The organism is Streptomyces sp. SAI-127 (genome assembly GCF_029894425.1).
Classification (GTDB): Bacteria; Actinomycetota; Actinomycetes; order Streptomycetales; family Streptomycetaceae; genus Streptomyces.
In genome coordinates, this window is sequence record NZ_JARXYJ010000001.1 from 5,581,017 (window position 1) to 5,603,943 (window position 22,927).

General features: G+C 70.9%; 25 protein-coding genes. 12 read left to right on the forward strand and 13 right to left on the reverse strand.

The genetic code is table 11. The features are described from left to right. Positions 1–116 precede the first annotated feature (116 nt). Entirely contained in the window at positions 117–959 is an 843-nt protein-coding gene (locus M2157_RS25575) for a nitroreductase/quinone reductase family protein (RefSeq protein ID WP_280866298.1), read from the reverse strand. A gap of 193 nt (positions 960–1,152) precedes the next feature. Between M2157_RS25575 and M2157_RS25580 the strand changes: the two genes are divergently transcribed. Genes M2157_RS25580 through M2157_RS25590 form a run of 3 tightly spaced genes read left to right on the forward strand, consistent with a single transcriptional unit; the run spans position 1,153 to position 3,099 of the window. Further along, positions 1,153–1,776 (forward strand): RraA family protein, encoded by a 624-nt coding sequence (locus M2157_RS25580; RefSeq protein ID WP_280866299.1) that lies wholly within the window; start codon positions 1,153–1,155, stop codon positions 1,774–1,776. Between the two features lie 23 nt (positions 1,777–1,799). Then, positions 1,800–2,321 carry an HAD domain-containing protein gene (locus M2157_RS25585; protein WP_280866300.1) on the forward strand — a complete coding sequence of 174 codons (522 nt, stop codon included), beginning with the start codon at positions 1,800–1,802 and terminating at the stop codon, positions 2,319–2,321. A gap of 52 nt (positions 2,322–2,373) precedes the next feature. Continuing rightward, positions 2,374–3,099 carry a class I SAM-dependent methyltransferase gene (locus M2157_RS25590; RefSeq protein WP_280866301.1) on the forward strand — a complete coding sequence of 242 codons (726 nt, stop codon included), beginning with the start codon at positions 2,374–2,376 and terminating at the stop codon, positions 3,097–3,099. A gap of 92 nt (positions 3,100–3,191) precedes the next feature. Here the strand turns inward: M2157_RS25590 and M2157_RS25595 are convergent, their stop codons facing one another. The 3 genes from M2157_RS25595 to M2157_RS25605 form a co-directional block, all read right to left on the reverse strand. Next, positions 3,192–4,946 (reverse strand): ankyrin repeat domain-containing protein, encoded by a 1,755-nt coding sequence (locus tag M2157_RS25595; RefSeq protein ID WP_280866302.1) that lies wholly within the window; start codon positions 4,944–4,946, stop codon positions 3,192–3,194. Between the two features lie 89 nt (positions 4,947–5,035). Continuing rightward, on the reverse strand, positions 5,036–5,509 hold the full coding sequence (locus M2157_RS25600) for a DUF3592 domain-containing protein (RefSeq protein ID WP_280866303.1): 474 nt from the start codon (positions 5,507–5,509) through the stop codon (positions 5,036–5,038). A 156-nt stretch (positions 5,510–5,665) separates the two neighbouring features. Beyond that, positions 5,666–6,406, reverse strand: coding sequence for a VOC family protein (locus M2157_RS25605; protein WP_280866304.1), 741 nt, complete (start codon positions 6,404–6,406; stop codon positions 5,666–5,668). A gap of 110 nt (positions 6,407–6,516) precedes the next feature. Between M2157_RS25605 and M2157_RS25610 the strand changes: the two genes are divergently transcribed. The 3 genes from M2157_RS25610 to M2157_RS25620 all read left to right on the forward strand — a co-directional run bounded on the left by M2157_RS25610 (position 6,517) and on the right by M2157_RS25620 (position 8,285). Next, on the forward strand, positions 6,517–7,029 hold the full coding sequence (locus tag M2157_RS25610) for a helix-turn-helix domain-containing protein (RefSeq protein ID WP_280858521.1): 513 nt from the start codon (positions 6,517–6,519) through the stop codon (positions 7,027–7,029). Between the two features lie 95 nt (positions 7,030–7,124). Beyond that, complete coding sequence (locus M2157_RS25615) at positions 7,125–7,802, forward strand: hypothetical protein (protein ID WP_280866305.1); 678 nt, start codon at positions 7,125–7,127, stop codon at positions 7,800–7,802. Between the two features lie 144 nt (positions 7,803–7,946). Next, positions 7,947–8,285 (forward strand): DUF2516 family protein, encoded by a 339-nt coding sequence (locus M2157_RS25620; RefSeq protein ID WP_280858520.1) that lies wholly within the window; start codon positions 7,947–7,949, stop codon positions 8,283–8,285. Positions 8,286–8,694: 409 nt separating this feature from the next. Here the strand turns inward: M2157_RS25620 and M2157_RS25625 are convergent, their stop codons facing one another. The 3 genes from M2157_RS25625 to M2157_RS25635 form a co-directional block, all read right to left on the reverse strand. Further along, entirely contained in the window at positions 8,695–9,993 is a 1,299-nt protein-coding gene (locus M2157_RS25625; protein ID WP_280858519.1) for a response regulator, read from the reverse strand. Between the two features lie 323 nt (positions 9,994–10,316). Beyond that, positions 10,317–11,390 (reverse strand): C40 family peptidase, encoded by a 1,074-nt coding sequence (locus M2157_RS25630; RefSeq protein ID WP_280866306.1) that lies wholly within the window; start codon positions 11,388–11,390, stop codon positions 10,317–10,319. 216 nt (positions 11,391–11,606) lie between these two features. Beyond that, positions 11,607–12,437, reverse strand: coding sequence for a class I SAM-dependent methyltransferase (locus M2157_RS25635; protein WP_280866307.1), 831 nt, complete (start codon positions 12,435–12,437; stop codon positions 11,607–11,609). A gap of 212 nt (positions 12,438–12,649) precedes the next feature. Here M2157_RS25635 and mshA point away from each other — a divergent pair, with 212 nt between their 5' ends. Together mshA and M2157_RS25645 are read left to right on the forward strand one after the other, a co-directional pair. Further along, complete coding sequence (gene mshA, locus M2157_RS25640) at positions 12,650–13,987, forward strand: D-inositol-3-phosphate glycosyltransferase (RefSeq protein WP_266517425.1); 1,338 nt, start codon at positions 12,650–12,652, stop codon at positions 13,985–13,987. Then, positions 13,980–14,480 (forward strand): YbjN domain-containing protein, encoded by a 501-nt coding sequence (locus tag M2157_RS25645; RefSeq protein WP_266517426.1) that lies wholly within the window; start codon positions 13,980–13,982, stop codon positions 14,478–14,480. The genes mshA and M2157_RS25645 overlap by 8 nt, the downstream gene beginning before the upstream one ends. A gap of 26 nt (positions 14,481–14,506) precedes the next feature. On the opposite strand, the gene M2157_RS25650 is transcribed toward M2157_RS25645, so the two are convergent. Together M2157_RS25650 and M2157_RS25655 are read right to left on the reverse strand one after the other, a co-directional pair. Further along, a complete protein-coding gene (locus tag M2157_RS25650) occupies positions 14,507–15,001 on the reverse strand; it encodes a hypothetical protein (protein WP_280866308.1) in 495 nt (164 codons plus the stop codon). Positions 15,002–15,011: 10 nt separating this feature from the next. Continuing rightward, positions 15,012–15,875 (reverse strand): AraC family transcriptional regulator, encoded by an 864-nt coding sequence (locus M2157_RS25655; RefSeq protein WP_280866309.1) that lies wholly within the window; start codon positions 15,873–15,875, stop codon positions 15,012–15,014. A 49-nt stretch (positions 15,876–15,924) separates the two neighbouring features. Here M2157_RS25655 and M2157_RS25660 point away from each other — a divergent pair, with 49 nt between their 5' ends. Next, positions 15,925–16,350 (forward strand): DUF2000 domain-containing protein, encoded by a 426-nt coding sequence (locus tag M2157_RS25660; protein WP_280866310.1) that lies wholly within the window; start codon positions 15,925–15,927, stop codon positions 16,348–16,350. A gap of 4 nt (positions 16,351–16,354) precedes the next feature. On the opposite strand, the gene M2157_RS25665 is transcribed toward M2157_RS25660, so the two are convergent. Next, positions 16,355–17,614, reverse strand: coding sequence for an MFS transporter (locus M2157_RS25665; protein ID WP_280866311.1), 1,260 nt, complete (start codon positions 17,612–17,614; stop codon positions 16,355–16,357). Between the two features lie 150 nt (positions 17,615–17,764). Here M2157_RS25665 and M2157_RS25670 point away from each other — a divergent pair, with 150 nt between their 5' ends. Further along, a complete protein-coding gene (locus M2157_RS25670; RefSeq protein ID WP_280866312.1) occupies positions 17,765–18,526 on the forward strand; it encodes a phosphoglyceromutase in 762 nt (253 codons plus the stop codon). 84 nt (positions 18,527–18,610) lie between these two features. On the opposite strand, the gene M2157_RS25675 is transcribed toward M2157_RS25670, so the two are convergent. From M2157_RS25675 to phoU, 3 genes are all read right to left on the reverse strand, one after another. After that, positions 18,611–19,462, reverse strand: a complete 852-nt coding sequence (locus M2157_RS25675) for an MBL fold metallo-hydrolase (RefSeq protein ID WP_280866313.1) — start codon at positions 19,460–19,462, stop codon at positions 18,611–18,613. Between the two features lie 249 nt (positions 19,463–19,711). Then, positions 19,712–19,870, reverse strand: coding sequence for a hypothetical protein (locus tag M2157_RS25680; protein WP_167348002.1), 159 nt, complete (start codon positions 19,868–19,870; stop codon positions 19,712–19,714). Positions 19,871–20,025: 155 nt separating this feature from the next. Continuing rightward, positions 20,026–20,715, reverse strand: a complete 690-nt coding sequence (gene phoU, locus M2157_RS25685) for a phosphate signaling complex protein PhoU (protein WP_037709742.1) — start codon at positions 20,713–20,715, stop codon at positions 20,026–20,028. Between the two features lie 223 nt (positions 20,716–20,938). On the opposite strand from phoU, the gene M2157_RS25690 reads away from it, so the two are divergent. Continuing rightward, positions 20,939–22,192 (forward strand): ATP-binding protein, encoded by a 1,254-nt coding sequence (locus M2157_RS25690; RefSeq protein ID WP_280866314.1) that lies wholly within the window; start codon positions 20,939–20,941, stop codon positions 22,190–22,192. Next, positions 22,189–22,869, forward strand: a complete 681-nt coding sequence (locus M2157_RS25695) for a response regulator transcription factor (RefSeq protein ID WP_015659563.1) — start codon at positions 22,189–22,191, stop codon at positions 22,867–22,869. Before M2157_RS25690 ends, M2157_RS25695 begins: the two co-directional genes overlap by 4 nt. Positions 22,870–22,927 lie beyond the last annotated feature (58 nt).

The window sequence follows — 22,927 nt, forward strand, 5'->3', positions numbered from 1 at the left end:
CACGGGCGGCCGGGTGGTGGTATCGCGGGTGGGTTGTCCGGTGGCGGTCGTCCGTGGGGAGGCGCGTGAAGGTCACCCGTGGACAGCCCACCCGGCGGCGGCCGCCCGTGGCTAGGTCAGGCGCGGTCGAGGACAGGGATCAACTGCTCCTCCTCGTACGTCAGATGGGCCTCCAGCTCGGTCGTCAGGCGGTCGACCTCCGTGCGGACGGAATCGAGGTCGGTGCCGGAGAGAGCCTCCCGCAACTCCTCGACCAGGGCCGCGATGTGCTCGTGCTCGGTGCGCAGGCGGTCGATGGCGGGCGCCGCCTCCGGGTGGCGGCCGGCCAGGAACGGGAACATCGCCACGTCCTCGCCGGTGTGGTGGTTGTGCAGGCCCTGGCAGAACGTCCGGCAGTTGACGCGGAGTTGGGCGCCGAGGGTGCTGGCCCCGGCAGACAACTCCTTTCGGATCAGGGTGAGTTCGCGGCGGAAGACGTCGTGGACGAGCCGGATGGCCTCACCCGGGGACGAGGCGTTGATGTTCGGCGGGCCCGGGCGGGCGATCTCGTGCAGGGCGACCACGGGGAGGACGCGGTCGGTCTTCTCCTGGTACGCGGCCCAGCCGCGGTCCGACTCCACGGCCCGGGCGAAGGCCCGGTCCCGCTCCTCGCCCGCCAGCACCACTGCCTTCGCCTCGTAGGTGAACACCCCGCTCTCGACGGTGACTTGAGGGTGCGCGACGAGGTTGCGGTACCAGTCGGGGTGGCGTGGTGAGCCGCCCGCCGAGGCGATCACGAGGATGCGGTCGCCGCCGTCGGGGAGGTAGCCGACGGGGTTGGTGCGCGGGGTGCCGGTGCGGGCGCCGGTGGTGGTGAGGAGGATCAGGCGGCCGCCCTCGAAGGGGCCGCCGACCCGGCCGTGGTTGGCGCGGAACTCGTCGATGATCCGCTGGTTGAAGTCGTGGATGGGGTTGGTCACTCTCTCTGCTTTCTCTGGTCTCCGGTCATTTCCTGGACGACTCAGAGGAAGCGGCGGGCTCCTCGCCCTCCCCCACTCTCGACTTCGCTCGAGTGGGGGGACCCCCATCGGCCTCACTCAGAGGCCGGGCACCCAACTCGCTCACGGCACAAGGCCGACCCGGCAGTCATGCACGCACGGTAACGTCCGGGACATGACCGAGACCAGCGAGTTTGCGGACATTCCCACGACCACCCTGGCCGATCTGCTCGGTCGGGACCAGGTCATGGACATCGGGATCCGGCCTGTGTGGGGGCCGGTGCCGAGGGTGGCGGGGCCGGCGTTCACCGTGCTGTGCCCGCCCGGCGACAATCTCATGCTGCACGCCGCGATCCACCGGGCGCCGGCCGGCTCGGTCATCGTGGTCGAGTCGGGGGACCTCGACTACGCCCTGGCCGGCGGGAACGTGTGCGCGGTGGCGCAGCGGCGGGGGATCGCGGGGTTCGTCGCCGACGGGCTGATCCGCGACCTCGCCGAGGTCCGGGAGGCCGGTTTCCCGGTGTTCGCCCGCGGAGTCGTCCCGATCCCGGCCGCGAAGAAGGCCGTGGCGCCGCTGGGCGGGCCGGTGCGGTGCGGCGGGGTGCGGGTCGAGGCCGGGGACGTGGTGGTCGCCGACGAGGAGGGGATCGTGGCGGTCCCCGCCGCGCGCCGGTCCGACGTCCTCACCGCTGCCCGCGCCAAGCTGGCGAAGGAGGCGGCCGAGACGCTCGACGCGTGGGAGGCGGCGCATCGGGCGCGTATCGACGAGATCCTCGCGGAGGCCGGGTTCGAGGGGTGACGGATGGGGGCTGGAGGCTGAGGGTGCTTCTCTTCCTGGACGTCGACGGGACACTGCTGCCGTTCGGGGCGGCGGGGCCGTATCCGCAGTACGAACCGGCCTTTCCGTCGGCCGGGGCCGCCACCGACCATCCGCTGCTGACCCGTGTCGATCCCGCGCTCGGCGCGCGTCTGACCTCGCTGGACTGTGCCCTGGTGTGGGCCACGACCTGGGGAGATGACGCCAACACCGGTCTGGCGCCCTGGCTCGGGCTGCCCCGGCTGCCGCTAGTGGACTGGCCGGACGACCCGGATGACCCGGATGACCCGGACGACCCGGACGACGACGAGACGGTCGGCCTGCACTGGAAGACCCGCCCCCTCGTCTCCTGGGCGGCCGGGCGGCCGTTCGTCTGGGTCGACGACGAGATCACCGACGCCGACCGGGCCTGGGTGGCGACGCATCATCCCGAACGGGCTCTCCTGCACCGAGTGGATCCCCAAGTGGGACTCACCGAAGAGGACTTCGCGGTGCTGGAGGAGTGGCTGGCGAGAGGAGGGCGGTGACCGGGCGATATCGAGTGGTCGGCCGAGCCCCGCTCCCTCTACGGTCGCCCGCATGGCTGACGAAGGCTTCACACATCCCCGGCTCGCCGCGATCTATGACGCGGTCGAACCCGATCGCGGCGACCTCGACGCGTATGTCGAGATGGTGGAGGAGTTCGGGGCGCGGCGGGTGCTGGACATCGGCTGTGGGACGGGGGTGTTCGCGCTGTTGCTGGCCGGGCGGGGGATCGAGGTGGTGGGGGTCGACCCCGCCCTTGCCTCGCTCGACGTGGCCCGGGGGAAGCCGGGGAGCGAGCGGGTTCGCTGGATCCACGGGGACGCGTCCGCACTGCCGCCGCTCAGCGTCGACTTGGTGACCATGACGGCCAACGTCGCCCAGCAGATCGTGGAAGCAGATGCCTGGCGGGAGACGCTGCTGGGTGTGCACGCGGCGCTACGGCCCGGTGGGCGGCTGGTGTTCGAGACGCGGGACCCTGCGCGGCGGGCCTGGGAGGAGTGGAACCGGGAGGCGTCCTACGCCGTGACGGACGTGCCCGGTGTCGGAGCCGTGGAGAGCTGGGTCGAAGTCACTGGCGTGGACGGGCTGGTGGTGTCGTTCCGGTGGAGCTATGTGTTCGCCGCGGACGGGCGGACACTGACCTCGGACTCGACGTTGCGCTTCCGGGAGCGGGGGGAGGTCGAGGCGGAACTGGTCGCGCGGGGGTTGGTGGTGGAGGACGTACGGGATGCGCCGGACCGGCCGGGCAAGGAGCTGGTCTTCGTGGCGCGGCGACCCTGAAAAGGTAGTTACGCAGTGGGTTACTTGAACAGGGAGTTCCGGTGCGGCTCACTGATCGCCTGCGACCGCTGAGCCACACCGGAACCGCGCGCCTAGCGCTGAAGTCGCGTCGGCAGGGCCACCCAGCGGCGGGGGGCCTGGCCGTCGACCGCGTCCCGCCCGTCGCTGATCCGCAGACCGGCCGCGGCGCAGCAGTAGGCGAGGACGTCGGCGCCGTAGGGGAACGCGTGCTTGCGCTGCCAGAAACGGAAGGTCCAGTAGGCGTCCGGGTCCGAGTCGTGCGGCCCGATGTGGATCTCGTCGCCGCCGACGATCTCGCCGTCACGTGCCAGGGCGCCGAACGTGCCGCCCTTGGGGTTGAAGTACACCCCGTAGGCGGTGGTGCCCGCGGATATCGCCCGCAGCACGGCGTCATCGCTCGGCATGTACCCGTCCTGTGTGATCACACAGCCGCCGGGGGTGCCGTCGACGCCCCTGACGCCCACGTAACGCAGGGACTCGTCGTAGTCCATCGGGTCGAAGGGCGCGTCGTCGGGAGCGGTGCTCGGGCACTGCGCGGGATCGGCCCCGAGGCGCCGTATCAACTCGTCCTCGTCGAGGCCCTGTACGAAACAGACTCCGAGCCCTTCGGTCCACATCGGCTCCGTACCGAAGGCCGCGATGAGCGCGTCCGCGGCTTGCTGCGCGGCGACCTCCTCCGGGGGCAGCTCCACCGCCCCCGCCAGGTGTCGGACGAGCGGAGCGAACGGCGTGGTCAGCAGCAGCCGCCCCGGCGACCAGCGGTCCGATTGCGGTGTCCACACGTCCGCCCCGGCGTCGATCAGCGCGCGCACGGTGGCCTCGTCCATGCTGTGGACGGCGTACCAGAGCGGGGTGTGCTCTTCGTCGTCGCGTACGTCGACGTCCGCGACGTGGGGCAGGAGCGCAGCCACCGCTTCGGCCGAGCCCTGTTCCGCCGTGAGGTGCAGCGGGGTGGCGCCACGCCATCCCACCCGGGCGTCGGGCGGGGCGCCGGCCTCCAACCGGGCCCTGACCAGGGCCGCGTCGCCCCAGTCGCCGTAGCCCATGCGCTGCCAGTCGGACTGCGGTACGTAGCGCTGCCGGGCCTCCTCCGCGAGCCGTAGCGCCTCGCGTTGGCGTCGGTTCAGGGGTGGCGCCAGGAGCGCCGGCGGGCCGCTGACCTCTATCGTCGCGAACGAACCCGGCAGCGCCTCCTGTTCCGGTGGCTGGAGTCCGGGCCAGACCTCGATCGCCCGTCGAGCGGCGGCATGGAGCGCGTCCACGTCGACCGGCGTACGGGTCTCGGGCACGCCTTCGTCCGGCCACTCGACGACCAACTGTGTCTCCCCGGGCGGGGGGAGCTCCGCCAGATACAGGTCGACGTCCGTCTTGAACAGGGATCTGCGGGAGTGGTGCAGGCCCGGATCCAACGGGATCAGCCCGACCGCCTGCTCGGTCGACGCCTGCTGCGGCCGTCCCTGCGGCCCGGTGAAGGAGATGCTCCGCATCACGGTGCCGTCCAGCGAGGTCACCCGCCGTCCGTCGGAGAACAGCAGCCCCACCCGCAGCCCGGACTGCCGTCGCCGGTCCCCGCCCTGTCGGCGGGTCTTGCGGTACACCGCCAGATGCAGCGTGACCGACCGCGGCCACACGGACCACCCCGTCACCAGAACCCGCGTCTCGGCCCCCACGCCGACCACTTCCAGCTGCGGCGACAGCGCGGGCGCGAACCGGTCGACGGGCGGCGCATACCGTCCGTCGTCCTCTCCCGGCGGCCCTAACCGGGCCAACACGGCCTGTTCATCGGCCGGTTCCTCAGCAAGCACCAGATCGTCAAAGAACCCCATGCGCCGAGCGTTGCACACGGCACTGACAACGCCCGGGCGCGAGGAACTTCCTGATGTGGGGGGGCTCGGGGCGGGGCTGGGCGTCCAGGTCAGGAACGCCGGCGCCCCACCACCGCGACGGCCGTCCCGATCCCCGCGAACAGCAGCCCGAGCCCGCCGAAGACCAGAGGCAGCAGCCACAGTGAGGCGAAGCCGTTGATCTCCGCGTCGTCGGGCGAATCGGCGCGGTAGAGCACCTCGACGCGGTCGCCTTCCTCGTACGACGGTGGATTGGCCCCCGTCGAGCTGCGGAAGGTCCGCGGCGTGCCGTCCGTGGGCGTGAACTCGACCACGGGGTACGCCGCGGGTTTGTCCTGCGACCTCACCTTGCGGGAGGACGTGCCGACGCTGTCGTTGCGCCACTCCAGCGCGACCACCGTGCCCCGGGCCTTCTCCGCATCCGTCAGGAACGAGACCGACACCCCCGCCAGGACCAACCCGATGACGAGGAACAACGACCCGAACGAGATCACCCCGAACGTGACCCACTGCCGGGCACCCCACCCACGCCACGGAACCCGCACACCGCCCCCTCGCTCATCCACTCGTCCGCTCACCCGGAGTGACAAGGGACGCTATCCCAACGCAGGAGCACGCCAAGCGAAGGGCCCGGAGAGGACGACAAGTGGGTGACCCGGCGCTTCCGGCGCCCCGCCGCAGTCCGACCCACCGGGTCCGCGTCAGGGCGCAGAGAGCACGCAGAACTCGTGGCCCTCCGGGTCGGACAGGCACGTCCACGAGACGTCGCCCTGGCCGAGGTCGAGGTCGGTGGCGCCTAGGGCACGCAGCCGGGCCACCTCCGCCGCCCGGTCGTCACCGGGGTACGGCAGCAGGTCGAGATGGACGCGGTCCGGCACGCTCCTCACGTCGGGCGTGCGGAGGAACTCGAGATGCGGGCCGACACCCTCGGCGGAGCGCAACGCCGCCTGGTCGTCGGTCACTTCGTGCAGGGTCCAGTCCGTCGCCGTGCCCCAGAACCGGGCCATGGCCTGCGGATCCGCGCAGTCGACCACCACCGCGGCGATCGGCCCGGTGTCCCGGTAGACCTCCCGAGGCTCGAGCACACAGAACTCGTTGCCCTCCGGGTCGGCGAGGACCACCCACGGCACCTCGCCCTGGCCCACGTCGACGGGCGTCGCGCCAAGTGCCTTCAGTCGCGCGACCAACTCCGTCTGATGGGCCGCGGAGGTGGTGGCGAGATCGAGGTGCACACGGTTCTTCGTCGCCGTCTTGGGTTCCGGGACGGGAACGACGTCGATGCCGACACCGACCGGTTCCGGCCACACGAGACCGCCCGCGGGGCCGACGTAGGTGGTCACACCGGGGCTGTAGGCATCCCAGCCGAGCGCCTCCGCCCAGAACCGGCCGACCGCCGGCCCGTCAAGAGCCTTGATGTTCACCTGAACCGGTCGCAGGGCCATACCGGCGATCCTATGCAGGTCCGGAAGAGGAATGAGGCAGACGAGTGGCGTGGCACACTATTGCAAGCGCCTGCTTGCAATAGTTAGCGCGGGTGCTGCACAGTGGAGACATGGCATCCCTCAACGTCGGCAATCTCGGTGAATACCTGCGTGAACAGCGGCGCACCGCGCAGCTGTCGCTCAGGCAGCTCGCCGATGCCGCCGGGGTGTCCAATCCGTATCTGAGCCAGATCGAGCGCGGGCTGCGCAAGCCGAGCGCGGAGGTGTTGCAGCAGGTCGCCAAGGCGCTGCGGATCTCCGCCGAGACCTTGTATGTGCGGGCCGGCATCCTCGACGCCGAGCGGGACCGGGACGACGTGGAGACACGTGCGGCCATCCTCGCCGATCCCACGCTCAACGAGCGGCAGAAGCAGGTGCTGATCCAGATCTACGAATCCTTCCGCAAGGAGAACGGGTTCGAGATAGCCCCGCCGGACGCGGCACCCTCCGCGCAGAGCGACGGTACGGCCCTTCGGGGCAGCGACGTCCAGGACAGTGACGTACTGGACGACGACACCGCCGCAGCAGCGGACCCCCGCACCACCGACGGCAGCGACGCCGACCCGCACCAGACGGCCAGTTGAGACTCGACCGGAGACCCGGCACGCCTCACAGCACGCCGACTGGCACCGCGGGACCCAAAACCCTCATCAGAAAGCGATCCGGGAGGACCACCACCATGGCCATCACCGACGACATCCGCAAGGCCGTCACGGACCCGACCCCGCTGTACTTCCTCGCCGGCGCCGGTGACCTCGCCCTCCAGGAGGCCAAGAAGGTGCCCGGCCTGGTGGAGCAGCTGCGCGCCGAGGCGCCGGCCCGTATCGAGGCCGTGCGCGGCACCGACCCGAAGGCGGTCCAGGAGAAGGCCCAGGCCCGTGCCAAGGAGGCCGGCGCCAAGGTCAAGGAGACCCAGGAGACCCTCCAGACCAAGGTCGGTGAGTTCATCACCAACCTGGACGGGGACATCAAGAAGATCGGCACCACCCTCGACGCGGACCTGAAGAAGCTCGGTGAGTCCGCCCAGGACTTCGCCCTGCGCGGTGTCGGCGTTGCCGCCGAGTACGCCGTCAAGGCCCGGGAGACCTACGAGAAGGTCGCCGAGCACGGCGAGCAGGCCGTCAAGACCTGGCGTGGCGAGGCCGCCGAGGAGATCGAGGAGCTGGCCATCGCCGTCGAGCCGAACGCCGAGCCGGGCGAGGTCAAGCAGCCGGCGACCGCGACTCCGGCCGCGAAGCCCACCCCGGCCACGGCCACGGCCGCCGTCCCGGCCCCGGCCAAGAAGACGACCCCCACCGCCAAGAAGGCCACGCCGCGCAAGACCACCACGGCGAAGAAGGCCCCGCCCGCCAAGTAAGGCACCGCGGGACACTTCAGGACTCAGGGCCGGGCACTTACCGAGTGCCCGGCCCGTTCTGCGGGTAGCGGACTCACGGGAGCGGGTACGGTGACCGCGTAATCGCGAAATGACGAGCCGAGTCAGGTGGTGGACGTTGTGCTGATGCAGGGGTTCGCAGGCTTCATGTGGCTGCTGAGCATGGCCCTGATCGTTTTCAGCGGCTTCGCACTGTTCGACGCCGCCATCCGCCGTGAGGACGCCTACCGCGCGGCCGACAAGAAGACCAAGCCCTTCTGGCTGATCATCCTCGGGCTCGCCTTCGTGGTGAACCTGATCTTCAACATCCTGTCGTTCCTGCCGATCATCGGCCTCATCGCCACGATCGTCTACATGGTCGACGTACGCCCGGCGATCCGCGCCCTCCCGGGCGGCGGCCGCAGCGGCGGGGGCAGGGGTTCGAGCAGCGACGGCCCTTACGGCCCGTACAACGGCGGCAGGTGATCATGCCGGCCGCGGGCAGCGCCCCTCGGTGGGCGCCGGCCGTGTCGACAGGCGGCACCGCCGGGTGGACGCGGCCGGCCACAACGCACCCGCGGCCGGCACACGACAGCCACCCCTACGGCGCGAACCGCTGACCCTCCCGGTCGGAAGCAGCCCGCTGATCCTTCCGGTCGGAAGCAGCCCGCTGATCCTTCCGGTCGAGCAGGACCGCGCTGGCCCTTCCGGTCGAGCAGGACCGCGCTGATCCTCCCGGTCGAGCAGGACCGCGCTGGCCCTTCCGGTCGAGCAGCAGCCCGCTAACCCTCCCGGTCGAGCAGGACCGCGCTGGCCCTTCCGGTCGAGCAACAGCCCGCTGAACTTCCCGGTCGAGCAGCAGCCCGCTGGCCCTCCCGGTCGGGCAAGCAGCCCGCTAACCCTCCCGGTCGAGCAGCAGCACCGCCACGTCGTCCGCCAACTCGCCCCCGTTGAGCGACCGCACCTCGTTCACCGCGGCCCGCAGCAGCGCCTCGCCGCGCAGCCCTTCGGACAGCTGGCGACGGATCATGGAGACCATTCCGTCCTGGCCCAGCCGCTCGCCGCCCTCCCCGACACGCCCCTCGATCAGCCCGTCGGTGTAGAGCATCAGACTCCACTCGGCCCCCAGCTCCACCTGCATCCGAGGCCACCGAGCCCCCGGCAGCAGGCCCAGCGCGGGCCCGTTGTTGTCGTACGGCAACAGCCGTGCGGGCCACCCCGGCCGGGCCACCAGCGGCGACGGGTGCCCGGCGAGACACAGCCCCGCCCGCCGCCCGTCCGGCGCGATGTCGACCGTGCACAGCGTCGCGAAGATCTCCTCGTCGGAGCGCTCGTGCTCCAGCACCTCCTGCAGCGTCCCGAGCAACTCGTCCCCGCACAGCCCCGCCAGGGTCAGCGCACGCCAGGCGATCCGCAGCTCCACGCCGAGCGCCGCCTCGTCGGGGCCGTGCCCGCAGACGTCGCCGATCATCGCGTGCACGGTCCCGTCGGGGGTCCGTACGACGTCGTAGAAGTCACCGCCGAGCAGCGCACGCGACCGGCCCGGCCGGTACCGCGCGGCGAACCGCAGCGACGACCCCTCCAGCAGCGGCGTGGGCAGCAGCCCGCGCTCCAGGCGCCGGTTCTCCTGCGCCCGCACCCGTCCCTCGGCGAGCCTGCGCTCCGCCGTGTCGGAACGTTTCCGCTCCACCGCGTACCGGATCGCCCGGCTCAGCAGCCGTCCGTCCAGCTCGTCCCGGAAGAGATAGTCCTGGGCGCCCACGCGCACGGCCTCCGCACCGCGCTCGGCGTCGCCGGACGCGGTGAGCGCGAGGACGGCGTGCCGGGGTGCGAGCTCCAGGACATGACGGAGTACGGCGAGCTCGTCGTCGTCATCGGAACGGCCGGGCGTGGGCAGCGCGAGGTCGAGCAGGATGCAGTGCACGTCGTCCGTGAGCAGTCGCTCCGCCTCGGTGAGGTTGCGGGCGGTGCGGACGCGGATCGGTTTGCCGGCCGAGTCCAGGAGTTCGGGGACGACTGTGGACCCGCCGGGATCGTCCTCGATCACCAGCAGGCTCAGTTGGGTGGTGGCGTTGTTGTCGACCGTGGCTTCCTTGCGCGGGGCTTCCTTGGAGGGGGGGTCCTTCGGTGCGGCCGGCGCCTGACCACTTTCCACGGCCGGGATCGCTCGCTGCCGCGGTATGGGTACGGGCATGGTCTCGGATTCCTTCCCTCCCCCCGAGGGCATGGTGGAGCGAGGGACCTCGATCCACCGACGGGGACCATAGCGGGTGGCGGGGCGGGAAAGGAATGGCGTGGGACACGCCGCTCGGCCGGTGGCCACTGTCATATGCCGCGTTATCCACCGCAGTTGGACAGATGGCGCATGCCGCGGGGATGACGAACGTCACGTTCGCGGCAGGTTTGCGGGGCCGTCAGGCGTGCCCCGCATCACATGACCCAGGTCTCACTTGATCCCAGGTCACACTCGACCCAGGTCACACTTGATCCAGGTCCCAATCGGCCGACCGGCGGCGCTCACGCGTCCGGCCGCACCACCCCGAGTATCGGCATCGACCCCGCCCCGGCCATCGTCACCGTCCGCCCCGGCCGCGGCGCGTGCACGATCGCGCCCTCGCCGAGGTACATCGCCACATGGCTGGCGTCGTCGAAGTAGATGATCAGGTCGCCGGGCCGCATGTCCTTCACGTCGACGTGCTTGAGCTGCTTCCACTGCTCCTGCGAGGTGCGCGGAATGGACTTGCCGGCGCTCGCCCAGGCCTGTGAGGTCAGTCCGGAACAGTCGTACGAGTCAGGGCCCTCGGCGCCCCATTCATACGGTTTGCCCATCTGGGTCGTCGCAAAGGCGACCGCGATCTTCCCGGCCGCGCTCGCCTTGCCGTCGATCTCGTCGAGGATGCCGGAGTCCAGCCAGGCGGTCTGCGCCTGATGGGCGGCCTGTTCCTCCAGTTCGGCGAGGCGCTTCTTCTCCTTCTCCTCCAGCTGGGACTCGAGCTTCTCGGCGGCCGCGATCTGCTGCTGCACCTGCTTCTTGGCCGTCGCCTTCGCCTTGCGGTTCGCCTCGAGCTTCGTCCACTGCGCGGAGGCGTCGGCGGCGTACTGCTTCAAGTCCTGCTGGGTCCGGGTCAGTTCCGCGATCAGCGCCTTGGTGGCGCGCTGGCCCTGCAGCACCCGGCCGGTGTTGTCCAGGAACTCCTGCGGATCGTCACTCAGCATCAGCTGCGCCTCGTCCGACAGCCCGTAGCTGCGGTACTGGGCGGCGGCCGCGGCACCCGCGCGGGCCTTCAGCTTCGCCAGCTTCTCCTGGCCCTTGACGATCTTCTGGGCCAGCGCGACGATCTGCGCCGACTGCTGCTCGGCCTTCTCCTCGGCGGCGTTGTAGGCGTCGGTGGCGACGGCCGCGTCGTGATAGAGCGCTTCGAGCTGCTTGTGTACGGCTTCGATGTCCTTGTTGGTCACGGTGGTCGGCGAAGCCGTGGGGCTGGGGGTCGGACTCGGGGCGGCGAAGGCGGTACCCGGTGCCGCCAGCACGGCTACCGCGCCGATCACGGTCACGGCCGTAGCGATCAGACCGCGCTTGCCCGTTCCCATACCCCTGCCCCCAAAGCTGATTTACCGTCAGTAACTTACGGCGCTCGGGGGATCGTGCCACGTCATGGCCGAAAGCGACAGAGGTAGGCCTTCCCGGTGCATCCCCCTCTTCCCTCCCCCCGAAGACGATCTCCCCGCCTGTGTGACGAACGACTCACACAGATCGTTCCCTGCAGGTCACCCCGGAACGGGTTCACCCGTGAGGCGCACCGGAGTTCACGCGTCCGGCACTCCGCGCGGCGCCAACGCCCCCCACGCCACCGTCACTTCCCCCTGCCGCCACCGCGAAGGCCCGTCCATCACCGGCCAGTCGGCCGTCAGGTCCCGTACGGTCCGGATCCACCGCTGCCGGGCGCCGTACGACGCGTAGGGCGCGGCGGCCGCCCACGCGCGGTCGAAGTCGCGCAGGAAGGAGTGCACCGGCTCACCCGGGACGTTGCGGTGGATCAACGCCTTCGGCAGCCGCTCGGCGAAGTCGGAGGGCCGCTCCAGCGAGCCCAGCCGGGTCGCGAAGGTGACCGTCCGCGGCCCCTCCGGACCGAGCGCGACCCACACGTGCCGGCGCCCGATCTCATCGCAGGTTCCTTCGACGAGCAGCCCGCCGCGCGACCCCCGCGCCGGATCGGCCGGCGCCAGCCGGGCACACAGCCGCTCCCATACGGCGGCCACCTCGGCCTCGTCGTACTGGCGCAGCACATTGGCCGCCCGGACGAGCAACGGCCGCTGGGTGACCGGGATCTCGAACCCGCCGTGCCGGAAGACGAGCCCCTCCCTCTCGTACGGCTTCGCCGCCGCCACCCGGGCCGGTTCGATCTCGACACCGACCACGCGCGTGCGTGGAGCCTCCTCACGGAGCCTGGCGAGCAACTCGACGGCGGTCCAGGGCGCGGCGCCGTACCCGAGATCGACGGCGACCGGATCGGCGGCGCGGCGCAGCTCGGCGCCGTGTGCGGCCGCGATCCAGCGGTCCATGCGGCGCAGCCGGTTGGGGTTGGTCGTCCCGCGCGTGACCGTGCCCACAGGACGGGAGGCGGCGCGGGATGTCATGCCTACGAGGGTATGCGGCGGGCGACGGGCCACCGCGCGCTCTCCCGGTCCGCGCCGAGACGCACCCCGGCCTCGAACGGTTGAGCGAAATCTGGTAATACCTCGGCAAAAACCGCCCCGCACGGAATGGGAATGCCGACTTCCGGTGTTGCCGCCCTCGGAGGGTCCCCACACCCTCCGTCCGGCATGCCCGCAGCAAGGAGGAACGCCACGTGAGCCAGTACGTCAGCAGGCTCCAGCGTCGCTCCCAGGCCGCACCCCACCGGTTGCGCCTGCACCGCCGCCCCCGCCGCGTCGCCATGCTCTCCGTGCACACCTCACCGCTCCACCAGCCGGGCACCGGCGACGCGGGCGGCATGAACGTCTACATCGTCGAACTGGCCCAGCGCCTCGCCGCGATCAATATCGAGGTCGAGATCTTCACCCGCGCGACGACCGGCGGTCTCCCGCCGACCGTCGAGATGGCCCCCGGCGTCCTGGTCCGCCACATCGACGCGGGCCCCTACGAGGGACTCAACAAGGAGGACCTCCCCGCCCAGCTGTGCGCCTTCACCCACGGTGTGATGCAGGCCTGGGCCGGCCACCGCCCCGGCTACTACGACCTGGTCCACTCGCACTACTGGCTCTCCGGCCACGTCGGCTGGCTCGCCGCCCAGCGCTGGGGCACCCCGCTCGTGCACGCCATGCACACCATGGCCAAGGTCAAGAACGCCAACCTCGCCGACGGCGACACCCCCGAGCCCGCCGCCCGGGTCATCGGCGAGACCCAGATCGTCGCCGCCGCCGACCGCCTCATCGCGAACACCGCCGAGGAGCGCGAGGAACTCGTACAGCACTACGCCGCCGACCCCGCCAAGGTCGCCGTCGTCCACCCCGGCGTGAACCTCGAGCGCTTCCGCCCGGCGGACGGCCGAGCGGCGGCCCGAGCCCGTCTCGGTCTGCCCCAGGACGCCCTGATCCCGCTCTTCGCGGGCCGCATCCAGCCCCTGAAGGCCCCGGACATCCTCCTGCGGGCCGTGGCGGTGTTGCTCGACCAGCGCCCCGACCTGCGCTCCCGCATCCTCGTCCCGGTCGTCGGCGGCCTCAGCGGCAGCGGCCTCGCCAAACCCGAGGGCCTGCAGAAACTGGCCTCCCGCCTCGGCATCGCGGATGTCGTACGGTTCCACCCGCCCGTCGGCCAGGAGCAGCTCGCCGACTGGTTCCGGGCCGCGTCCGTACTGGTCATGCCCTCCTACAGCGAGTCCTTCGGCCTGGTCGCCATAGAGGCCCAGGCGGCCGGCACCCCGGTGCTCGCGGCGGCGGTCGGCGGACTGCCGGTGGCCGTGGCCGACGAACGGACCGGTTTCCTCGTACGCGGACACGACCCGGCCGCCTACGCGCGCGTGCTGCGCGATTTCGCCGACGACCCGGCGCTCACGCCCCGCATGGGCGAGGCGGCGGCGCGGCACGCCCAGTCCTTCGGCTGGGACACCGCCGCCGCGGCGACGGCGGACGTGTACGCGGCCGCGGCGCAGTCGTACCGGCGTCACGTACGCTCCCACCATGGCTGAGGCAGAGAAGGCAGCGCAGGTCATCGAGGGCGTCCTCAAGGACGCCGAGGTCGAGTGGGAGAGCCCCGCACCCGGCAACTACGTCGTGCAGCTCCCCGGCACCCGCAAGCTCAAGACGACCGTCTCGCTCCTCGTCGGCCGCCACTCCCTGTCGCTGAACGCCTTCGTCATCCGCCACCCCGACGAGAACGAACCCGGCGTCCACCGCTGGCTCCTGGAGCGCAACCTCAAGCTGTACGGCGTGAGTTACGCCGTCGACCGGCTCGGTGACGTCTACGTCGCCGGCAAGCTCCCCCTCGCCGCGGTCACCGCCGACGAGGTCGACCGCCTCCTCGGCCAGGTCCTGGAGGCGGCCGACGGCAGCTTCAACACCCTGCTGGAGCTGGGTTTCGCCACCGCGATCCGCAAGGAGTACGAGTGGCGGGTGGCCCGGGGCGAGTCGACGCGCAACCTGGACGCGTTCGCGCATCTGACCCAGCGCTCGCAGGACTGATCCCGGGCGTTTTCGCCGTTCTACGCCTAGTTGGGCGGAAGCGAGTCGGTGGGCTGCGGTCCGTTGGTCGGCTCGTCGGTCGGCTCATGGGTCTGGCCGGGGTCCCCGGGCGCGGCCGGCTTGTCCAGCTGGTCCGCGAAGGCCCGCAGCGCGTCGGCGAGTTCCTTCTTGGTGGGCAGCTCGTCGACCTTCTTCTCGAGCTCGGCGATACGGCGGTTGAGCTCCGCCAGCTCGCTCGGGGCGGAGGGTTCGTCGGTGATCGGAGGTTCGTCGGGGGACGTGGCGGTCGGGCTGGGGTCGGTGCCGCCGCCGCCGTCGGTGCCGCCACTGCCGCCGACCGTGCCGCCGTCGGTTCCGCCTTCGTCCGGCGGGAGGGTGGTCGACACGCTCGGCTCGGCGATGGGCCCGTCGTCCGAGTTCGCGGCGATGGCGCCACCGACGCTGAGGGCGACCAGGGCGGCCGCACCCGCGACGGCCACGGAGAGACGTCCGAACGGTAAGGAGTTCTGTCTGTCATCCATGCCGGCGACGCTAATCGGTGTCGATCACCGGACGGACGCCTTCCGTCGAACGCCTGATTGACTCGACCCTGGAGCTGTTGCGATAGCGCCCCGGCGTCACCCCCACCAGCCGCTTGAAGTGCCGGGTGAGATGGGCCTGGTCGTGGAAACCGGTGAGCGCGGCGACCTCGGCGGGACCCTGCCCCGCGAGCAGCAGACGCCGGGCCCGGCCGACACGGCGGGAGTTGAGGTACTGGTGCGGCGCGATGCCGTAAGCGGCACTGAACGCCCGTACGAGATGCGTCGGATGAGCCTGGACGACCCCGGCCGCCTCCTCCAGCGACAGCCCCTCCACGACCCGCTCGTCGAGGAGTTCGCGCAGTCGGCGGGCGAGGACGGGATCGCGGCGTGCGGGCCCGTCGTGCAGTGGTGGCCGTAGGAGCGTCCTGAGCCGGTCGCCGATGAGGGTCAGCCTGCTCTCCGCCTCGAACTCCTCACCGGGCCTGGCCAGCGCCGTGTGCAACTGCCCCACCCGCCGCCGCAGTACGGGATCACGCAGATCGGGGCCGTCGACGGCGGGCCCGATGAGCTCGTCGCCGAGATGGGTGCCGTCGAGATAGAGGACCCGCTTGCGGAAGCCGTCCGGCGACACGGGCGAGCCGTTGTGCGGGACGTGCGGCGGCAGCACCGACACGGTGTCGTCCGGCGTGCCGTGCTCGTGCCGGTCGAGGTCGTACCGTACGGCCCCGTCGTCCACGATGAGCAGCGTCCACGCCTCGTGCACATGCATCGGATAGGCGTACTCGGTGAAGTGGGCGTGGAAGACCTCGGTGACGCCCGGAACGGCGGGGCGCCACGCGGTGACCTCCTGCGCGGGCATGGTTCTGGCCGCCATGCAAAGAACGTACAAGACGAGGCCGTACGACGCCCGCCAGTCTCATTCCATGAGTACTGAACCCATCCGCTTCGACACCAAGATCGCCGTCCTGCTGCGCGAGGACCTGGAGACCTGGCAGCGCCTGAACGTCACCGCGTTCCTCGTCAGCGGCCTGGGCACCCAGGCCCCGGAGGTGCTCGGTGAGCCGTACGAGGACGCCGACGGCATCCCCTACCTGCCGATGTTCCGGCAGCCGGTGCTGGTCTTCGAGGGCACCAAGGAGACGCTGAAGACGGCCCACGCGCGCGTGCTGTCCCGTTCGCTCCCGCGTGCGCTCTTCACGAGCGACCTGTTCGCGACGGGCAACGACCGGGACAACCGCGCGGCGGTCCGGGCGGTCGCGACGGGGGAGCTGGACCTGGTGGGCCTCGCGGTGTACGGGCCGCGCAACGCCGTGGACAAGGTGCTCAAGGGTGCGCGGATGCATCCGTGACGGATCAGGCCGGGCTGGCCTCGGTGGCGGCGGACTTCTCCGATACGGCGGCCTCGGCGGCCGTTTCCGTGGACAGCCGGCGCATGAGGGCGGCGTACCCCACCGCCGCCACCGTCCCGACGACCGCGCACAGTCCCCACAGCCACTCCGCCCCGAACCGGTCGATGACGAAACCGGACATCAGGGGCGCCACGAGGGCGGCGACGGACCAGGACAGGGTGTACATGCCCTGGTAGCGGCCGCGGCCGTGGGCGGGGGAGAGGCGGACGACGAGCCCGGTCTGGGTGGGCGCGTTGATCATCTCGCCCAGGGTCCACACGCAGACGGTGAGCGCGAAGAGGCCGACGGACCCGGCGAAGGCGGTGAGCCCGAAGCCGTATCCCGCCAGCAGGGACGAGACCACGAGGAGGCGCTGGGGGTCCCGGTCCTGGATGAACCGGGTCACCGGGATCTGCAGCGCGACGATCAGGACGCCGTTCAGGGCGATGGCCAGGCCGTAGTCGGCGGGCGTGAACCCGGCCTCGCCCATCGCGACGGGCAGTCCGATGGAACCCTGCTGGAAGATCACGGCGACCAGGAAGGACAGCCCCACGACGCTCATGAACCGCCGGTCGCGCAGGACGGTGCCGAGGCCGACGTCGTCGCCCGCCTGCGTGGTCCGCGGCGCGGTGGGCCGGGACTCGGGCAGCTTGAGGAAGACGAGGACCGCGCAGACGGCCGTCATCCCGGCCTCGATCAGGAAGCCCGCGAGATAGCTGTACTCGGCGATGAACCCGGCGGCCATGGAGGAGACGGCGAAACCGAGGTTGATGGCCCAGTAGTTGAGCGAGAAGGCCCTGACCCGGTCCTCGGGCCGCACGATGTCGGCCATCATCGCCTGCACGGCCGGCCGGGAGGCGTTCGAGGCCATGCCGACCAGGAACGCGACGGCGGCGATGGCCACGGGGTGGTGCATGAAGCCGAGCAGCGCGACGGAGGCGGCGGTGGCGGACTGCGCGACGAGCAGGGTGGGCCGCCGTCCGAGCCGGTCGGTCATCACGCCCGCCCCGATCGACGACACGATTCCGCCCAGCCCGTGCAGCGAGGCGACGAGACCGGCGTAGGAGGCGGAGTAGCCGCGGTCGAGGGTCAGGTACAGGGCCATGAACGTGGCGACGAAGGCACCCAGCCGGTTGACGAGGGTGCTGGTCCACAGCCACCAGAACTCGCGGGGGAGCCCGGAGACGGTCTCGCGGGTGGCGCGTCTCAGGGTGGCGAGTGGCATGGACGGTCCCCCATGTGTAAGTGGCTCAGATAGTCAGCACAACTTACGAAGGCGGGGTAACGGCGGGCCACTCAATTAACAGATCCCGTCAACCGTCCGTCTGTCGAGCGGGCACCACCCGGATGGAGGGCGTGGATTACGCTCATACGCATGGCCGACGCACCGTACAAGCTGATCCTCCTCCGCCACGGCGAGAGCGAATGGAACGCGAAGAACCTGTTCACCGGCTGGGTGGACGTCACCCTCAACGAGAAGGGCGAGAAGGAGGCAGTCCGCGGCGGCGAACTCCTGAAGGACGCCGACCTCCTGCCCGACGTGGTCCACACGTCCCTCCAGAAGCGCGCGATCCGCACCGCCCAGCTGGCGCTGGAGTCCGCGGACCGCCACTGGATCCCGGTCCACCGCTCCTGGCGCCTGAACGAGCGCCACTACGGCGCCCTCCAGGGCAAGGACAAGGCCCAGACCCTCGCGGAGTTCGGCGAGGAGCAGTTCATGCTGTGGCGCCGCTCCTACGACACCCCGCCGCCCCCGCTCTCGGACGACTCCGAGTTCTCCCAGGCGTCCGACCCGCGCTACGCCACGATCCCCCCGGAGCTCCGCCCCCGCACGGAGTGCCTGAAGGACGTCGTCGTCCGCATGCTCCCGTACTGGTACGACGGCATCGTCCCGGACCTCCTGACGGGCCGCACGGTCCTGGTCGCGGCCCACGGCAACAGCCTCCGCGCCCTGGTCAAGCACCTGGACGGCGTCTCCGACGCCGACATCGCGGGCCTGAACATCCCGACGGGCATCCCGCTGTACTACGAACTCGACGCGTCCTTCAACCCGGTCACCCCGGGCGGCAAGTACCTGGACCCGGAGGCGGCTGCGGCGGCCATCGAGGCGGTCAAGAACCAGGGCAAGAAGAAGTAGCCATATCGATCATGCCTCCCACCTGCGCATACGGCGCGGGTGGGGGCATTTCCATCCCAGCCTGCCGCGTCTGAGCGGCCGCCGTCACGTCCCCGACGGGCGTGGTTGTTCCGGTGGTACCGAGCTCTCGGCGGCTGCCATCCACTGGTCCAGGTCGGCCTGGGTGAACTCCGCCCACGGGGGGACTCCGGGGAGTTGGCGGAGGAGGTCGTAGGCCTCGGGGATGTGGGCTCCGCGGAGGACCGGGCAGTGGCAGCCGGCGATGACCTCGGCGTTCAGGTGCTGGAAGTCGCTGACGACCGCCCCGAACTTCTGGGCGTCCAGCAGGGCGACCCAGGGGGAGACCAGTCGTCCGCCGAAGAACTGGCCGTCGCGGAACTCGTCCGGCGACAGCGCCGCCGTCTCGGGCACAGGGGTCGGCACGTTCGTGGCGAAGGTGTCAACGGCCCACAGGACGTTGGCCTTCGGGTCGAAAAGGGCGCGGGTCGTGGGGTTGTCGTACAGCGGCGGTCGCTTGGCGACCAGGGTGCGGTCACCCGCGTCGATCGTGTCGCCGTCGGTCATGAAGCGGCACCGGTTGACGGGGGTCTCCCACTCCTCGGCCATGCGGCCGATGGAGAACCATGTCGTCAGCAGGGTCGCGTTCGGGCATTCCGCGAGGACCGCCAGGAGGTTGCCGGCATGGTCGCGGTCGTCGTGGGTGAGGAAGATCCACCGTACGTCCAGGGGATCCACGATGGACCAGGCCGCCTCCAGCCACTGGGAGCGCACCGCGGGCGCCCCGGTGTCCACGAGGACCGGTTCGGCCCCCCGGATCACCATCGAGTTCATCGGGAAGTGGCCGACCGGCGGGGCCTCGAGGGCCCACGGGATGACGAACGTCTCCTCGGCGATCTTGTACGGCTGCAGAAGGTCGAAACTCTCCATGGTTGTCATCGCTGCTCTCCTAGACAGGGCGAGCGCCTCGACGCCTGGCAGGCCGAAAGCGGCGGCGCCGGCAGGGCCAGGGGATCGACAGGTCGGCCCGGTGGGCCTCCCCGTGCCGAAGGGGCGTCCCCCGTCCCTCCCCTTCATGCTCCCCCTCCCCACCCACCCGGTCGACCCGAGCAGTCCACGTGACACGACGAGGGGCCCCGGTGTCCCCCGGGGCCCCTCGTCGTCGTACGAGATCCAGCCGTACCAGCTTCAGCCGCACTGGCACGGATTGCCCGACTGGCACCCGCACCCGCAGCCCGACCCGCAGCCGCACGCGCCGATGACCGTCAGGGTCCTGATCGCGGCGGGCTGCTCGGTCGGGCGTTCCTGCGTGGGGTCGGGCTGGGGAGTGCTGGGGGATTCGGCCATGGGTCCCTCCTCGAGGCGAGGGCCAGAACGTCCCGACTGTCGGACCAGGCCCTGTCCCCATTGCATGCCCGCTGCACTGGGCGCATCAACGGCGCACAGAGGCTTGCGCACGCCCGAACGGGACCCGGCACACCCCAGGAACACCCCGGGAGGGGTCAGGCCCCTTCCACCCCGGTCACCGGCTGGATGTCCTGCTGGAGGTCGTCCGCGTGCTCACCCGTCACCAGGTACACCACTCGCTTGGCGACCGACACCGCGTGGTCGGCGAACCGCTCGTAGTAGCGGCCGAGCAGCGTCACGTCGACCGCCGTCTCGATGCCGTGCTTCCACTTGTCGTCCAGCAGGTGCTGGAAGAGCGTGCGGTGCAGCAGGTCCATCTCGTCGTCGTCCTGCTCCAGCTGGAGCGCCAGGTCGACGTCCTTGGTGATGATGACCTCCGCCGCCTTGGCCATCAGGCGCTGCGCCAGCTGGCCCATCTCCAGGATGGTCGCGTGCAGGTCGTGCGGGATGGCCTTCTCGGGGAAGCGCAGCCGGGCCAGCTTCGCCACGTGCTGGGCCAGGTCGCCGGAGCGCTCCAGGTCGGCCGACATGCGCAGCGAGGTGACCACGATACGGAGGTCCGTCGCCACCGGCTGCTGCCGGGCGAGCAGCGCTATCGCCCGGGCCTCCAGGTCGTGCTGGAGGTCGTCCACCTTCTGGTCGGCCTCGATCACGCTCTCGGCCAGCTTCAGGTCGGAGTCGAGGATGGCCGTCGTGGCGCGTCCGATCGCCGAGCCGACCAGCCGGGCCATCTCCACCAGACCGTCGCCGATCGAATCAAGTTCCTCGTGGTACGCGTCCCGCATCAGGGTTCCCTCTCGTACGTCATTCCTGTGGGTTCCAGGGGCCAAAACCGGCCGTGAAACCGGTGCTGCGTACCCCACGCTCCCACGTTCGGTCCTGTACGCGTCCGTTTCCGCCCTCCCAAATGAACCAATACTGGCTCCAAGGTGAACTCTGGGCGACGAGTGTTCGAGCTCGCACTCGGACGGCTGTGGCCAGGACCGATCCCATGCCTAACCTGGAGGCATGGACGTGAACGCGGCGGTCGCCGCAGCGGCAGCGATCGCCGGTGTGCTCACCGGTGTCATCGCCATGCTGGCGTTCCGCTGGAGCGAGCGGGAGCAGAAACGCCCCACCCGCACCTCCCTGCACACGGACCCGGTGCTTCCGCCGGGCGTGGACACCGTCCTGTCGGTGCTCCGTTCCTCGGCCGTCGTCCTCGACGAGGCCGACGCCGTGGTCAAGGCGAGCTCCGCCGCGTACGCCCTCGGGCTGGTCCGCGGCGGCAAGCTCTCCGTGGAGCCGATGCTCCAGATGGCCCGGGACACCAGGAGGGACGGGGAGATACGGCAGGTGGAGCTGGACCTCCCCAGGCGGGGGACCGGACGCGGGGAGGCACTCGCGGTCTCCGCGCGCGTCGCACCGCTCGGCTCCCGGCTGGTGCTGCTCCTCGTGGAGGACCTCACCGAGGCCCGGCGTATCGAAGCGGTACGACGCGACTTCGTCGCGAACGTCAGCCATGAGCTCAAGACCCCCGTCGGCGCGCTCTCCCTCCTGTCCGAGGCCGTCATGGACGCCTCGGAGGACCCGGAGGCCGTGGAGCGCTTCGCCGGCCGGATGCAGATCGAGGCCACCCGCCTGACCAGCCTGGTCCAGGAGCTCATCGACCTCTCCCGGGTGCAGAACGACGACCCGCTGGAGGACGCCGAGCCCGTCCGCGTGGACGAGCTGGTCGCCGAGGCCATCGACCGGTGCCGGCACCAGGCGGGTACCAAGCAGATCACCATGGCCGCCGCCGGCGCGGCCGAGCTGCGTGTCTGGGGCAACCGCGGCCAGCTGGCCGCCGCTCTCGGCAACCTCGTCGAGAACGCCGTCAACTACTCACCCGCCCGCACCCGGGTCGGCATAGCCGCCCGCCGGGTGTCCGTGCCGGGCGGCGACCTGATCGAGGTCGCCGTCACCGACCAGGGCATCGGTATCTCCGACAAGGACAAGGAGCGCATCTTCGAGCGCTTCTACCGCGTCGACCCGGCCCGCTCCCGCCAGACCGGCGGTACCGGACTCGGTCTCGCCATCGTCAAACACGTGGCCGCCTCGCACGGCGGGGAGGTCACGGTGTGGAGTTCTGAGGGACAGGGCTCCACGTTCACCCTCAGGCTGCCGGAGGCGGGCGCGGCCCGCGACCGCGCGCTCCAGCACCCCGACCTCGACGACGAGGACGGGCCCACTCCCGAGTCGGCTTCTTACGACCCGCTTCCCGCCCCGGAGGTCCTTCCGTGACCCGAGTGCTCGTCGTCGAGGACGAGGAGTCCTTCTCCGACGCCCTTTCGTACATGCTCCGCAAGGAGGGCTTCGAGGTCGCTGTCGCGACCACGGGCCCCGACGGACTCGACGAGTTCGAGCGCAACGGCGCCGACCTCGTCCTCCTCGACCTGATGCTGCCGGGCCTGCCCGGCACGGAGGTCTGCCGCCAGCTGCGCGGCCGCTCCAACGTCCCCGTCATCATGGTGACCGCCAAGGACAGCGAGATCGACAAGGTCGTCGGCCTGGAAATAGGAGCCGATGACTATGTCACCAAGCCGTTCTCCTCGCGCGAGCTGGTCGCCCGCATCCGCGCCGTCCTGCGCCGCCGCGGCGAGCCCGAGGAGGTCACCCCGGCCGCCCTGGAGGCCGGTCCGGTCCGCATGGACGTGGACCGCCACGTGGTCACGGTCTCCGGCTCCAAGGTCGACCTGCCCCTCAAGGAGTTCGACCTGCTGGAGATGCTGCTGCGCAACGCCGGCCGCGTCCTGACCCGTATGCAGCTCATCGACCGCGTCTGGGGCGCCGACTACGTCGGCGACACCAAGACCCTCGACGTCCACGTCAAGCGCCTGCGCGCCAAGATCGAGCCGGACCCGGGCGCGCCGAGGTACCTGGTGACGGTGCGCGGTCTCGGCTACAAGTTCGAGCCGTAAAGAGGAACGTCTCACGTACGCCGAAGGGCGGGACCCGCTGGAGGGGGTCCCGCCCTTC

What these genes read in the sequence shown, in the direction of transcription:
- M2157_RS25580 (WP_280866299.1), top strand. Translation starts at nt 1,153, where the DNA reads ATGACCGAGACCAGCGAGTTTGCGGACATTCCCACGACCACCCTGGCC.
- phoU (WP_037709742.1), bottom strand. Translation starts at nt 20,715, where the DNA reads ATGCGGGACGCGTACCACGAGGAACTTGATTCGATCGGCGACGGTCTG.
- M2157_RS25615 (WP_280866305.1), top strand. Translation starts at nt 7,125, where the DNA reads ATGGCCATCACCGACGACATCCGCAAGGCCGTCACGGACCCGACCCCG.
- M2157_RS25605 (WP_280866304.1), bottom strand. Translation starts at nt 6,406, where the DNA reads ATGGCCCTGCGACCGGTTCAGGTGAACATCAAGGCTCTTGACGGGCCG.
- M2157_RS25670 (WP_280866312.1), top strand. Translation starts at nt 17,765, where the DNA reads ATGGCCGACGCACCGTACAAGCTGATCCTCCTCCGCCACGGCGAGAGC.
- M2157_RS25680 (WP_167348002.1), bottom strand. Translation starts at nt 19,870, where the DNA reads ATGGCCGAATCCCCCAGCACTCCCCAGCCCGACCCCACGCAGGAACGC.
- M2157_RS25675 (WP_280866313.1), bottom strand. Translation starts at nt 19,462, where the DNA reads ATGACAACCATGGAGAGTTTCGACCTTCTGCAGCCGTACAAGATCGCC.
- M2157_RS25625 (WP_280858519.1), bottom strand. Translation starts at nt 9,993, where the DNA reads ATGCCCGTACCCATACCGCGGCAGCGAGCGATCCCGGCCGTGGAAAGT.
- M2157_RS25620 (WP_280858520.1), top strand. Translation starts at nt 7,947, where the DNA reads ATGCAGGGGTTCGCAGGCTTCATGTGGCTGCTGAGCATGGCCCTGATC.
- M2157_RS25635 (WP_280866307.1), bottom strand. Translation starts at nt 12,437, where the DNA reads ATGACATCCCGCGCCGCCTCCCGTCCTGTGGGCACGGTCACGCGCGGG.
- M2157_RS25645 (WP_266517426.1), top strand. Translation starts at nt 13,980, where the DNA reads ATGGCTGAGGCAGAGAAGGCAGCGCAGGTCATCGAGGGCGTCCTCAAG.
- M2157_RS25655 (WP_280866309.1), bottom strand. Translation starts at nt 15,875, where the DNA reads ATGGCGGCCAGAACCATGCCCGCGCAGGAGGTCACCGCGTGGCGCCCC.
- M2157_RS25665 (WP_280866311.1), bottom strand. Translation starts at nt 17,614, where the DNA reads ATGCCACTCGCCACCCTGAGACGCGCCACCCGCGAGACCGTCTCCGGG.
- M2157_RS25595 (WP_280866302.1), bottom strand. Translation starts at nt 4,946, where the DNA reads ATGGGGTTCTTTGACGATCTGGTGCTTGCTGAGGAACCGGCCGATGAA.
- M2157_RS25650 (WP_280866308.1), bottom strand. Translation starts at nt 15,001, where the DNA reads ATGGATGACAGACAGAACTCCTTACCGTTCGGACGTCTCTCCGTGGCC.
- M2157_RS25610 (WP_280858521.1), top strand. Translation starts at nt 6,517, where the DNA reads ATGGCATCCCTCAACGTCGGCAATCTCGGTGAATACCTGCGTGAACAG.
- M2157_RS25630 (WP_280866306.1), bottom strand. Translation starts at nt 11,390, where the DNA reads ATGGGAACGGGCAAGCGCGGTCTGATCGCTACGGCCGTGACCGTGATC.
- M2157_RS25590 (WP_280866301.1), top strand. Translation starts at nt 2,374, where the DNA reads ATGGCTGACGAAGGCTTCACACATCCCCGGCTCGCCGCGATCTATGAC.
- M2157_RS25660 (WP_280866310.1), top strand. Translation starts at nt 15,925, where the DNA reads ATGAGTACTGAACCCATCCGCTTCGACACCAAGATCGCCGTCCTGCTG.
- M2157_RS25690 (WP_280866314.1), top strand. Translation starts at nt 20,939, where the DNA reads ATGGACGTGAACGCGGCGGTCGCCGCAGCGGCAGCGATCGCCGGTGTG.